This window comes from Pseudomonas sp. G11-1 (assembly GCF_024031555.1).
Taxonomy (GTDB): Bacteria; Pseudomonadota; Gammaproteobacteria; order Pseudomonadales; family Pseudomonadaceae; genus Halopseudomonas; species Halopseudomonas bauzanensis.
In genome coordinates this window covers 126,780-139,057 of sequence record NZ_QEYQ01000002.1, presented here as the reverse complement: position 1 = coordinate 139,057, position 12,278 = coordinate 126,780, and the positions used below count along the sequence as shown (strand labels likewise).

Here is a 12,278-nt window from a genome sequence, read left to right as displayed (position 1 = left end):
CAATATGACTACTGCCCTGAAAAGAACTGCTGCCGATCTCCCCGTGCCTACCGAGGCAGAGTTGATCCAACGTGCCCGCGACCTGATTCCCATGCTGATCGAGAAGGCCGATTCGGTCGAGAAGAACCGTATGGTGTCCCCAGAAACCATCCAGGCGTTTGTCGATGCGGGCTTCTTCAAGATCCTGCAGCCGGCCAGGTTCGGCGGTTACGAAATGAATCCTGCGGTGTTCTACAAGGTGCTGATGGAGCTGGGCCGTGGCTGCTGCAGCAGTGCCTGGAACATGATGATCCTGGGCGTGCATCAGTGGGAGTTCGGCAGCCTGCCGGATCAGGCCTGCGAGGATGTCTGGGGTATGGATGACAAGACCATCATCGCCTCGTCCTACCCTCCCTTTGGCAAGGTCGAAGAAGTGGAAGGTGGTTATCAGATCAGCGGCACCTGGAAGACCTCCAGCGGCTGTGACCATGGCAAGTGGGCCTTTCTCGGCGGCCTGCGCCGTGATGCGCAGGGCAACGTCATCGACCGTCTGTCGATGCTGGTGCCTGCCACCGATTATGAAATCGAAGATGATTGGCATGTGTTCGGCCTGGCCGGTACCGGCAGCAAGAGCCTGGTGGTCAAGGAGTCCTTCGTGCCGTATCACCGCGCACACAGCCTGATCCAGTACACCAAGGGTGACCGCGGCACGCACTACCTGTACCCGTTCAATCAGATTTTCTTCGGTTCGGTATCGGCGTTAATCGTCGGCATGGCCCAGGGTGGCATCGACGAATACATCCGCCAGATGAGTGTACGCACCAGCACCCTCGATGGTAGCAACGCCTCGCTCAGCCCCTACGTCAAGGATCGCCTGGGCAACGCGGTAGTGCGGGTTCGTTCCGCCCGTGCCCGCCTGCTGCAGATGATGGCCGAAACCACGGAGATCGTGGAGCGGGGCGAGCTGGTGCCGAACTACGACCGGGTCCATCACATGCTGGATATCGCTCGCGTAGGGCGGGACTGTGAAGAAGCAGTGATGTTGCTGTTCAAGGCGACCTCGGCACGCGGTATCTATCTGAGCAATCCGCTGCAGCGCATCCTGCGCGATGTCATTGCTGCCTCCAACCACATTACCCAGAACGCCGATGATACCGCCGGCATGCTGGGCGCTTATCTGCTCGGTCAGCAACTGCCACCCATGGTGTTCGGTCTGGAACCGGTATCGCTGGACAGCTGAGCCGATTTTGGGGGTTTACCCCCAAGTGAAGTCGTGGCAATCGCAGGTGCGGTTGCCACGGGAATAAAAATAAAAGGCGGTGTACCGCCCATATCTGAGGTGTTCTATGTCTTACCAACGGATGAACAAGACGTTTCAGTTGTCAGCACTCGGCGCTGCCGTCCTGCTCTGTTCTGCATTGCCGGCCCATGCATTCCAATTCAATACCAACAACAGCGACCTGCGTATCCGTCTGGATACCAACGTGAAGTACAACGCCGCCTGGCGGGTGCAGGACCAGAAAGACCGCCTGCTTGGCGACATCACCATGGACGATGGTAACCGCAACTTCGACAAGGGCTCGATGATCAATAATCGGGTGGATGTGTTTTCCGAGTTCGACGTCAACTACCGGGGCATGGGTGTGCGCGTCAGTGGTGCAGCCTGGTATGACCGGGTCTATAACCGCAAGAACGATCACGACAACCCGGCCAGCGCCAACAACCTGTCAGTGGATTACAACGAGTTCACCGACGAGACCCGGGACTTGCACGGCCGTGATGCGGAACTGCGGGATGCTTTCGTGTATTCCGACTTCAACCTGACCGATGATATCTGGGGTGTAGTACGTGTCGGTCAGCACTCGCTGTTGTACGGTGAAAGCCTGTTCTTCGGCAGTAACGGCATTGCCGGTGGCATGATGCCGATCAACGCCATCCAGGCCCTGTCGGCGCCCAACTCCCAGTTCAAGGAGCTGGTGCTACCGGTCAAGCAGATTTCCGGTGAACTGCAGCTGACCCCGGCACTGTCGCTGGGCGCCTACTATCAGTTCGAGTGGGAGCGCACCCGGATTCCGGCGGCCGGCAGCTATTTCAGCCCGGCGGATTTGCTGGATGGTGGCGGTGAGCGGATTTTGGCGGCGCCCGGCGTGTCGCTGTATCGCACCAGTGACATCGAGGCAAGAGACTCCGGTCAGTGGGGCTTCCAGCTACGTTACCGGGCCGACAGTATCGATACCGACTTCGGTCTGTATGCCATCAACTACCACGATAAGAACTTCCAGGTACAGACTCGTCCGTTCGCTGCTCCGCAGCCCGGCGTGGCAGATGACATCGTGGTTGGCCAGCATATGCTGGTATTCCCCGAAGACGTGCGTGCCTATGGCTTCAGCGCCACCACCGGTATTGGTGATGCCAACGTTGCCTTCGAAGGTTCCATTCGCCGCAACGCGCCGCTGGTCAGCCTGACGCTGAACGATGTGGCTGGCAATCACGATAACGACAGCAATCCGCTCTACGCCGTGGGTAACACTGCTCACGCGCAGGTCAGCATGATCCAGATCATGCCCCAGGGGCGTTTCTGGGATACCGCTGCGCTGATGGGGGAGATTGCCTGGAACCGTACCCTGAGCGTGACCAAGAACCGCGAGTGGTTGGATCCGAACAATACTCGCGACGCCACCGCCATGCGCGTGGTATTCACGCCGACCTATTTCCAGGTATTCGACGGGATCGACCTGTCGGTGCCCATGGGTGTGAGTTATGGCATCGATGGCCGCTCTTCGGCCGTGGGCGGTTTCAGTCAGGCCAAGGGGGGCGGCTTCAACATCGGGCTATCGGCTGAATACCTCAAGCGCGTCACCGTCGGGCTGAGCTACAACGGCTTCTATGGTCCCACCGATCGTACCAGCGTGCCGGAATACGTTCCTGCTATCGGCGCGGTTACCGGGGTCAAGTCGTACAAGCAGACCAATGGCGATCGCGATTTCATTTCCCTGAATGCTTCCTACACGTTCTGAGGCCTGATCATGCATAACAAGAATATTCTTCAATTCGCGCTTGGCGTTTCACTGCTGGCCCTGGGCATAGGTAACGCCGGGGCAGCAGTCAGCCCCGAGGAAGCCGCCCAACTCAAATCGACCCTGACGCCCCTGGGCGCTGAACGCGCCGGCAACGCGGAGGGTACCATTCCGGCCTGGGACGGTGGCTACACTTCAGTGCCCGCCAGCTTCCAGAACGGCCATCGGAACTTCGATCCGCTGGCTGACGATCAGCCGCTGTACTCGATCACTGCGGCCAATCTGAACGAGCATCAGGACAAACTGGCGGCCGGCGTGATCCAGTTGTTCAAGGACAACCCGGACACTTTCCGCATTGACGTCTATCCGACCCGGCGCACTGCATCGGCTCCCCAGTGGGTCTATGACAACACCTTCAAGAACGCGACCAGCGCGACTCTGGAAAATGATGGCCTGACGGTACGTGGCGCCTACGGCGGCGTACCGTTCCCCATCCCGAAAACCGGTATAGAGCTGGTCTGGAACCACCAACTGCAGTGGCGCGGCGAGGCCACCGAGGCACGCTATCAGGTCTGGACGACTACCGGGGAAGGGCGCCGTATTCTCGCCACCGCGGCGCGGGACTACGCCCAGTACCCTTACTACTACGCCAGTGGTTCGGCTGAAAGCACGCCCAACCCGAAATACATGCTGGCTATTCAGCTGGCCTACGAGCCGGCGTTCCGCGCGGGTGAAGCGCTGATGGTGCATAACACTCTGGACTACCATCAGGGCCGGACCTTGTGGCAGTACCTGGTGGGCCAGCGCCGAGTACGCCAGGCGCCAAGCATCAACTTCGATACCCCCAACGTGGTGGCCTCCGGCACCAACTTCGTCGATGAAACCTTCGGTTATGGCGGCTCGCCTGAGCGGTATGACTGGGAGCTGGTCGGCAAGCGGGAAATGATCATTCCCTACAACAACAACGCCATGCTGTCGCACAGCGATGCCGAGGTGTTGGGTGAGCGGCATGCGAATCCGGATCTGGTGCGCTGGGAGCTGCATAGAGTCTGGGAAGTGGATGCCACCTTGAAGTCCGGCAGCCGCCATGCGGTGCCCAAGCGCAAGTTCTACTTCGGTGAGGACAACTGGGGCACGGCGATATTCGATGGTTGGGATGCGCAGGGCAACCTGTGGCGTACCTCGCTGAACACCCCGTTCGTGGCACCGGATATTCCCGCAACGGTGAATTTCTGTGGTGGCTTCTTCCATGATCACCGCACCCGCGCCTGGGTCTACAACTGCGCGATGGGCACGGATGTGAAGGGCGACCAGTTCAAGATCGTTGAGAAACGTTCGGAAAGCTACTTCTCACCGCAGTCGCTGCTGCGCATGAGTGGTCGCTGATCGTGCCATTGCCCCCTGCCGTTCGCGGCAGGGGGCGCTCCGCCTTGCGAGGAGTTGCGGAATGAAAAACAAGATTATAACCAGCCTGCTGCCGACGTTCGTCGTCACCGTGCTGGCCTGTACCTCGGCGCTGGCCTCGGCAGCCGAACTGCCGGATACCCTGGGCCGTCCGGCGATCACCTCCGAGCTTGCAGCGCGTTCCATGCTTAGCGCCGTAGCGCGGGCGGGGGAGCGGTTGGTGGCCGTGGGCGAGCGCGGGCATATCATTCTGTCTGATGACCAGGGTGCCAGCTGGCACCAGGCGCCGTCTCCGGTGAGCGTCACCCTGACCTCGGTGTGCTTTGCCGACAGCCAGCATGGCTGGGCGGTGGGACACCGTGGGGTAGCGCTGCACACCGCGGATGCAGGTAACAGCTGGGCGCTGCAGCTCGATGGTCAGCGTTTCGCCGAGGCAGCTTACCAGCGTGCCCGGCAGGAAGGCTCGGAGCTGGAATACAGCGCCCAGATGCTGGTCGAGGATGGTCCCGACAAGCCCTTTCTGGATGTGCAATGTCTGGACCCGCAGTCAGTGGTCGCAGTCGGCGCATACGGCCTCGGTGTACGCAGCACGGATGGCGGCGCCAGCTGGTACCCCTTGCTGACGCTGATGGAAGGCACTGACCAGGCCCATGTCAATGCCGTATTGGCGATCGACGACACGCTGTATATGGCCGGTGAGATGGGTGGCCTGTATCGCAGCGATGCGGCCGTCAGCCAGGTCGAACGCCTCAGTCAGCCCTACGAGGGCAGTTATTTCGGCTTGTTGCGCGATGCCAGCGAGCTGTTTGCGTTTGGCCTGCGCGGTCATGCCTTCACTTCCGCGGATGCTGGGCAGAGCTGGCGCCAGCTGTCGCTACCTACGACTCAGAGCCTGACGGCCGGTGCTGTGCTTGCTGATGGTTCGCTGTTGCTAAGTGATGCGGCTGGTGCCGGATGGCTGAGTCGCGATGGCGGTCAGTCATTCCAGCGAGTCCGCGCCGAGCGGCCGTTTCCGCTGACCGAGTTGTTGCCGCTGGCTGATGGCAGCGTGCTGGGCGTCGGTTCCAATGGTGTCACTCGTTTCTCCGCCGCGCAGCTTGACTGACCGGCCTGCCTGAGGTTTATCACTATGGCTATTTCATCTTCAGACGGTTTCCAGACCATTACCCACCTGAAGGATTTCGACCAGCACTCCGGCAACGCGCTGGAACGGCTGCTGTTCAATTACCGGGTCTGGGTCATTGCTTTTTGTGTTCTGGTGACGGTGCTGTTCGCTGCCTCTGCGACCCAGGTTCGCATGAATGCCAGCTTTCTCAAGACCATCCCGACCAGCCACCCGTTCATTCTCAACTATCTCGAACATGAGGATGAGCTGAAGGGAACGGCCAATACCCTGCGTATCGCCGTGGCACTGGAAGGCGAGGGCGATATCTTCACCGCCGAGTACATGGAAACCCTGCGTCAGATCAATGATGAAGTCTTCCTGTTGCCGGGCGTGGATCGTTCCTTCATGAAGTCACTGTGGACGCCGCTGACCCGTTGGCAGGGGGTGACCGAGCAAGGCTTTGATGGCGGCACCGTGATCCCGGATGGCTTTGCCGGAACCCAGCAGGATCTGGAAGTACTGCGCGGCAACGTACAGCTGTCTGGTGAAATCGGCCAACTGGTGGCGCCGGATTTTCGCTCCAGCATCATTCTGGTTCCGCTGCTGGATGTGGATCCGGCTACCGGTGAAGCGCTGAATTACAAGGCGCTATCCGACGCTCTGGAAAGCATTCGTGCACGCTACGCCGACCAAGGCGTGTCGCTGCACATCATCGGCTTCGCCAAGGTCATGGGCGATCTCATCTCCGGTCTGTACGCCGTGCTCGGTTTCTTTGCCGTAGCGGTGATGATCACGACGGCCATCCTGCTGTATTTCACCCGCTGCTGGCGCAGCACCCTGGTGGTGCAAAGCTGTACCCTGGTGGGCGTGGTCTGGCTGCTGGGTGTGTTACCGCTGCTGGGCTACGAGCTGAATCCCTATTCGATTCTGGTGCCTTTTTTGGTGTATGCGATTGGCGTCAGTCATGGTGCGCAGAAGATGAACGGCATCATGCAGGACATCGGGCGCGGTACCCATAAATTGATCGCGGCGCGCTATACCTTCCGCCGGCTTTTCGCTGCCGGCATGACCGCGCTGCTGGCGGACGCCGTGGGCTTTGCGGTGATGACCATTGTCGATATCCCGGTAATCAAGGAACTGGCGATCATTTCCAGTATCGGCGTAGCACTGTTGGTATTCACCAACCTGGCGCTGCTGCCGATCATGCTGTCCTATACCGGCGTCTCGCCGCGGGCAGCGCAGCGCCGACTGGACTCCGAACTGACCCACGAGCAGCCTGGCTATCGCAAGCCGGCGGTGGTCCGTGGTCTGCTGGCCTTTACCCGCCCGCAGATGGCGACAGCTGCGCTGATATGCGCCGGTGCGCTGGCTGGCTGGGCGATCCTGGAAGCCCGCAACCTGCAGGTAGGTGATCTGGACCCGGGTGCCCCCGAACTGCGTGCTGACTCCCGCTACAACCAGGATAACCAGTTCATCATCAGCAACTACCAGGCCAGCAGCGATGTCTTCGTGGTCATGGTGGAAACCCCCTCAGGGCAGTGCGTGAACTACGAAACCCTGCGCAAGGTGGAAGAGCTGGAATGGCGTCTACGGCAGCTCCCCGGAGTCGATGGCACCAACTCAATCGCCGGTGTTGCTCGCCGGGTCAACGTCGGTATGAACGAGGGCTTCCTCAAATGGAACGAGTTGCCACCGAACCAGCCGATGATCAACGCCGCGGCCAACCGCTCGCCGCGGGACCTGTTCAACGCTACCTGTGATCTGCTGTCGGTCTACATCTACCTACAGGATCACAAAGCGCAGACCCTGGGCGGGGTGGTCTCTACCGTGGAGAGTTTCGCCAGCGAGTTCAATGATGAGCAAGCTACCTTCCTGATGGCCGCAGGTAATGCCGGTATCGAAAGCGCCACCAATATCGTGGTTAAAAAAGCCAATACCCAGATGGTGATCGGCGTCTATCTCGCAGTGAGCCTGCTGTGCCTGCTGGCGTTCCGCTCCTGGCGCGCGACGGTTTGCGCGATTCTGCCGCTGATGCTCACCTCGATGCTGGCCGAAGCCCTGATGGTCAAGCTGGGCATGGGGTTGAAGGTCTCGACCTTGCCGGTGGTCGCGCTGGGGGTAGGGATCGGCGTCGACTACGCGCTGTACATCCTCAGTGTGATGCTGTTCTGGCTCAAGCGCGGCTCCAGTCTGTCCGAAGCGTATTTCCAGGCGTTGAACTTTACCGGGCGGGTAGTGGTGTTCACCGGTATCACCCTGTCGCTGGGGGTGGTGACCTGGATTATGTCGCCGATCAAATTCCAGGCTGACATGGGGTTGCTGCTGACCTTCATGTTCTTCTGCAACATGTTGGTGGCGCTGATCCTGGTGCCGGCCCTGGCTTGTTTCCTGCTGCAACCGAAACACTTCGCTTCGAAATTCGTGCTGCAGCAAAAGCAGGCCGAACAAGCGCAGGCAGCCGAAGCCCTGCATCCGACCGAACACCGCGCGTTCACTGTTGAAGAGGTGTTGTCATGAGTGGTCAAGGATTACCCCTGCCGCGTTTGCAGAGTGATGGTTTGTCGCTGGATCTGGCCCGATTGGGAGTGGATGCGGTGCTGGAATGTGCCCGCGATCTCCAGCTGCAGGTCAGTATTGCCGTGGTTGACGGCGGCGGCCATCTGCTGGCCTTTGCCCGCACCGAAGGTACGCCTTGGCACAGCATCCAGCTGGCCACCGAGAAAGCCCGTACCTCGGCTTCCTTCGGGCTACCCAGCAGCACGCTGGGCGACATGATCGACAACGCCTGCGAACGCATTCGCATGAATCTGCTGCTGCGCCCGGAAATCGTCGCCATGGGTGGCGCCTTCCCGATCCGGGTAGGCAAGCGGCTGATCGGTGCGTTGGGCGTATCCGGTGCCAGTGAGGAAGAAGACGTTATCTGTGCGCTGGCTGGTTGCGAAGCCATTGCCCGCCATACCGAAACAGCATTCGAATCCGAAGGAGTCGCACATGAGTAATAACCCCCTGCATGCCCAGCTGGGCGAAGAGCTGTTCGGCGCGCTGCGCGACGCTTGCATGGTGGCGCCCCTGACCGAGCGCTACCCGGAGCTGACCATCCAGGAAGCCTATGCGATCCAGCAACAGTTGATCGCCCGGCGACTGGATGATGGCGAGCGCATCATCGGCAAGAAGATCGGCGTCACCAGTCAGGCGGTGATGGACCTGCTCAAGGTCGATCAGCCGGATTTCGGCATGCTCACCGACCGCATGGTGATCAACCAAGGCCAGTGCGTGGATATGGCCACCTTGATCCAGCCCAAGGCCGAGGGCGAAATCGCTTTCGTACTCAAGCACGACCTGGCTGGCCCTGGTGTCACCGTGGCCGATGTGCTGCGCGCTACTGAAGGGGTGATGGCGTGTTTCGAGATTGTCGATTCACGCATTCGGGATTGGCAGATCAAGATCCAGGACACCGTGGCGGATAACGCCTCCTGCGGCCTGTTCGTGCTGGGCGACCGGCTGGTCGATCCACGCGGGCTTGATCTGTACAGCACCGGCATGGTGCTGGAAAAGAATGGCGCCATCGTCGGCACTGGCGCTGGTGCCGCAACCATGGGCTCGCCGGCGATTGCCGTGGCCTGGCTGGCCAATACCTTGGGGCAACTGGGCATGAGCCTCAAGGCCGGTGAGGTGATTCTGTCCGGCGCGCTGTCGGGCATGGTGCCGGTGACGGCGGGGGACAACCTGAGCGTGACCATTGCCGGCCTCGGCAGCTGTAGTGTGCGTTTTGCCTGATTCGTCTGAGGAATGACAACAATGAACAAGAAACTCAAAGCCGCGATCATCGGCTCGGGCAATATCGGCACCGACCTGATGATCAAGATCCTGCGCAACGCGCAGCATATCGAGATGGCCGTGATGGTCGGTATCGATCCTGAATCCGACGGCCTGGCCCGTGCCCAGCGCATGGGCGTGGCGACCACCCATCAAGGTGTGGACGGCCTGGCGCAGATGCCGGAATTTGCCGATATCGATTTCGTATTTGACGCCACCAGTGCCGGCGCCCATGTGCGCAATGATGCGCTGCTGCGTCAGCTCAAGCCCGGCCTGCGGATGATCGACCTGACCCCGGCGGCCATCGGTCCGTACTGTGTGCCGGTAGTCAATCTGGAAGAACACCTCAACCAGACCAACGTCAACATGGTCACCTGCGGTGGCCAGGCGACCATTCCCATGGTTGCGGCGGTATCGCGGGTAGCGAAAGTGCACTACGGCGAGATCGTCGCCTCGATCTCCAGCAAGTCCGCCGGTCCCGGCACCCGGGCCAATATCGACGAGTTTACCGAGACCACGTCCAAGGCTATCGAGGTGATTGGCGGCGCACAGAAGGGCAAGGCGATCATCATCATGAACCCGGCCGAGCCGCCGATGATCATGCGTGACACCGTATTTGTACTGTCGGAGTTGGTCGATCAGGACAAGGTTGCCGCCTCGATCGAGGAAATGGCCGCTGCGGTGCAGCGCTACGTGCCGGGCTACCGGCTGAAACAAAAAGTGCAGTTCGATGTGATTCCCGAATCCGCCCCGGTCAATGTGCCAGGTGTGGGCCCGATGAGCGGGCTGAAGACCTCGATATTCCTCGAAGTCGAAGGCGCCGCCCATTACCTGCCAGCCTATGCCGGCAACCTCGACATCATGACCTCGGCGGCGCTGGCTACTGCCGAGCGCATGGCCCAGTCCATGCTCACTGCAGGAGGTGCCGCATGAGCTTCGATCCGACCCGTAAACTCTATATCTCCGACGTGACCCTGCGTGACGGCAGCCATGCCATTCGCCATCAGTATTCGATCCAGAACGTGCAGGATATTGCCCGGGCGCTGGACAAGGCTCGGGTCGACTCCATCGAAGTCGCCCACGGTGACGGTCTGCAGGGCTCGACCTTCAACTATGGCTTTGCCGCCCATACCGATCTGGAATACATCGAGGCGGTGGCTGATGTGGTAAGCCACGCCAAGATAGCCACCCTGCTGTTGCCAGGTATCGGCACCGTGCATGACCTCAAGGCCGCGTATGACGCGGGGGCACGGGTCGTACGCGTAGCCACCCACTGTACCGAGGCGGACGTATCGAAGCAGCATATCAAGTACGCCCGTGAACTGGGCATGGACACCGTCGGCTTTCTGATGATGAGCCACATGATCCCGGCGCAGCAACTGGCCGAGCAGGGCAAGCTGATGGAAAGCTACGGCGCTACCTGCATCTACATGGCCGACTCCGGCGGCGCGATGAACATGCAGGACGTGCGTGACCGCATGCGTGCATTCAAGGATGTACTGGACCCGGCCACCCATACGGGTATGCATGCCCACCACAACCTGAGCCTGGGCGTGGCCAACTCGATCACCGCGGTGGAAGAGGGCTGTGATCGTATCGATGCGAGTCTGGCGGGCATGGGTGCCGGGGCCGGTAACGCACCGTTGGAAGTCTTTATTGCCGCTGCCGAGCGCCTGGGCTGGAACCACGGCACCGACCTGTACACGCTGATGGACGCCGCCGACGACATCGTCCGCCCATTGCAGGACCGGCCGGTGCGAGTCGACCGGGAAACCCTGGGCCTGGGCTATGCCGGGGTGTATTCGAGCTTCCTGCGCCACGCCGAAGTGGCGGCGGACAAATATGGCCTCAAGACCCTGGATATTCTCGTCGAGCTGGGCAAGCGCCGGATGGTCGGCGGCCAGGAAGACATGATTGTGGACGTGGCGCTGGATCTGTTGGCAGCACGCAAATAACACCTGCAAAACCTATAACAACTCACTACCGAAACAGGAAAGAACAATGAAAAACCATACCAACGAAGCCACCAGCAAGTTTGTCCAGACCGAAGAGTGGAAGCTGCATTACAACGAGGCGGGTGAGGGCGAGGTCGTACTGATGATCCACGGCTCGGGCGCCGGCGCCACGGGCTGGGCCAACTTCCACCGCAATATCGATCCACTGGTTGCAGCGGGTTACCGGGTAATCCTGATGGACTGCCCCGGCTGGGGTAAATCCGATCCGATCGTTACCGGCGAGCCACGTTTCGATGTCAACGGCCGTGCCATCAAGCAACTGATGGATGCGCTGGACATCGACAAGGCGCACCTGATTGGTAACTCCATGGGTGGAGGCAGCGCATTGGCTTTCGTCAAGGATTACCCAGAGCGGGTCGGCAAGCTGATCCTGATGGGCTCGGGCGGCGTGGGCAAGACCAGTATCTTCACTCCGCTGCCGATGGAAGGCATCAAGCTGCTGTTCGATGTGTACAAGAATCCGAGCCCGGAGAGCCTGCGCAAGATGCTGGACGTATTCGTCTACGATCCCAGCGCGTTGACCGAGGAACTGATCCAGTTGCGTTATGACGCCATGATGGAGAACGGGCACCATCTGGAGAATTTTCTCAAGAGCGTGGCGCAGAGTCAGTTCAATATGGGCGATTACACTGACAATCTGCCGAATATTCCCAACAAGACGCTGGTGGTCTGGGGCCGCGATGATCGCTTCGTACCGATCGACTGGAGCCTGAAACTGCTGAATATGATCCCCAACTCGACGCTGCATGTGTTCAGTCAGTGCGGTCACTGGGCCCAGTGGGAACATGCCGAGGAATTCAACCGTCTGGTGCTTGATTTCATCAAGCACTGATCTGCAAAGTGGCCGAAGGGAGTGAATCTGTTCCCTTCGCGCCTCGCTGTATGGGCGCTCTGCATAAGTGGCGTCTGGAAGGGCGTAAGCCTCTTGTGAGCTCTATGAGG

At 60.2% G+C, this 12,278-nt stretch carries 10 protein-coding genes; all 10 read left to right on the top strand.

Annotated elements, in window-relative coordinates:
* The first annotated feature begins 4 nt into the window (after positions 1–4).
* The 10 genes from DHB74_RS06805 to DHB74_RS06760 all read left to right on the top strand — a co-directional run bounded on the left by DHB74_RS06805 (position 5) and on the right by DHB74_RS06760 (position 12,168).
* Positions 5–1,219 carry an acyl-CoA dehydrogenase family protein gene (locus DHB74_RS06805; protein WP_499161075.1) on the top strand — a complete coding sequence of 405 codons (1,215 nt, stop codon included), beginning with the start codon at positions 5–7 and terminating at the stop codon, positions 1,217–1,219.
* A gap of 106 nt (positions 1,220–1,325) precedes the next feature.
* Positions 1,326–2,996: a DUF1302 domain-containing protein gene (locus DHB74_RS06800; protein WP_499161074.1), complete on the top strand. Its 1,671-nt coding sequence runs from the start codon at positions 1,326–1,328 to the stop codon at positions 2,994–2,996.
* Between the two features lie 9 nt (positions 2,997–3,005).
* Positions 3,006–4,382, top strand: coding sequence for a DUF1329 domain-containing protein (locus DHB74_RS06795; RefSeq protein ID WP_499161073.1), 1,377 nt, complete (start codon positions 3,006–3,008; stop codon positions 4,380–4,382).
* Positions 4,383–4,443: 61 nt separating this feature from the next.
* Positions 4,444–5,505, top strand: coding sequence for a WD40/YVTN/BNR-like repeat-containing protein (locus tag DHB74_RS06790; protein ID WP_499161072.1), 1,062 nt, complete (start codon positions 4,444–4,446; stop codon positions 5,503–5,505).
* 24 nt (positions 5,506–5,529) lie between these two features.
* On the top strand, positions 5,530–8,022 hold the full coding sequence (locus DHB74_RS06785; protein WP_499161071.1) for an efflux RND transporter permease subunit: 2,493 nt from the start codon (positions 5,530–5,532) through the stop codon (positions 8,020–8,022).
* Positions 8,019–8,504 carry a GlcG/HbpS family heme-binding protein gene (locus tag DHB74_RS06780; RefSeq protein ID WP_499161070.1) on the top strand — a complete coding sequence of 162 codons (486 nt, stop codon included), beginning with the start codon at positions 8,019–8,021 and terminating at the stop codon, positions 8,502–8,504. The genes DHB74_RS06785 and DHB74_RS06780 overlap by 4 nt, the downstream gene beginning before the upstream one ends.
* Complete coding sequence (dmpE, locus tag DHB74_RS06775; RefSeq protein ID WP_499161069.1) at positions 8,497–9,282, top strand: 2-oxopent-4-enoate hydratase; 786 nt, start codon at positions 8,497–8,499, stop codon at positions 9,280–9,282. Before DHB74_RS06780 ends, dmpE begins: the two co-directional genes overlap by 8 nt.
* Before the next feature lie 21 nt (positions 9,283–9,303).
* On the top strand, positions 9,304–10,254 hold the full coding sequence (locus tag DHB74_RS06770) for an acetaldehyde dehydrogenase (acetylating) (protein ID WP_499161068.1): 951 nt from the start codon (positions 9,304–9,306) through the stop codon (positions 10,252–10,254).
* Complete coding sequence (gene dmpG, locus DHB74_RS06765) at positions 10,251–11,276, top strand: 4-hydroxy-2-oxovalerate aldolase (protein ID WP_499161067.1); 1,026 nt, start codon at positions 10,251–10,253, stop codon at positions 11,274–11,276. The genes DHB74_RS06770 and dmpG overlap by 4 nt, the downstream gene beginning before the upstream one ends.
* A 46-nt stretch (positions 11,277–11,322) precedes the next feature.
* Positions 11,323–12,168, top strand: coding sequence for an alpha/beta fold hydrolase (locus tag DHB74_RS06760; protein ID WP_499161066.1), 846 nt, complete (start codon positions 11,323–11,325; stop codon positions 12,166–12,168).
* Positions 12,169–12,278: the final 110 nt, after the last annotated feature.

Bases quoted from the DNA above. Each gene is read 5' to 3' on its own strand.
- DHB74_RS06805 (WP_499161075.1), top strand. From the start codon at position 5: ATGACTACTGCCCTGAAAAGAACTGCTGCCGATCTCCCCGTGCCTACC.
- DHB74_RS06800 (WP_499161074.1), top strand. From the start codon at position 1,326: ATGTCTTACCAACGGATGAACAAGACGTTTCAGTTGTCAGCACTCGGC.
- DHB74_RS06795 (WP_499161073.1), top strand. From the start codon at position 3,006: ATGCATAACAAGAATATTCTTCAATTCGCGCTTGGCGTTTCACTGCTG.
- DHB74_RS06790 (WP_499161072.1), top strand. From the start codon at position 4,444: ATGAAAAACAAGATTATAACCAGCCTGCTGCCGACGTTCGTCGTCACC.
- DHB74_RS06785 (WP_499161071.1), top strand. From the start codon at position 5,530: ATGGCTATTTCATCTTCAGACGGTTTCCAGACCATTACCCACCTGAAG.
- DHB74_RS06780 (WP_499161070.1), top strand. From the start codon at position 8,019: ATGAGTGGTCAAGGATTACCCCTGCCGCGTTTGCAGAGTGATGGTTTG.
- dmpE (WP_499161069.1), top strand. From the start codon at position 8,497: ATGAGTAATAACCCCCTGCATGCCCAGCTGGGCGAAGAGCTGTTCGGC.
- DHB74_RS06770 (WP_499161068.1), top strand. From the start codon at position 9,304: ATGAACAAGAAACTCAAAGCCGCGATCATCGGCTCGGGCAATATCGGC.
- dmpG (WP_499161067.1), top strand. From the start codon at position 10,251: ATGAGCTTCGATCCGACCCGTAAACTCTATATCTCCGACGTGACCCTG.
- DHB74_RS06760 (WP_499161066.1), top strand. From the start codon at position 11,323: ATGAAAAACCATACCAACGAAGCCACCAGCAAGTTTGTCCAGACCGAA.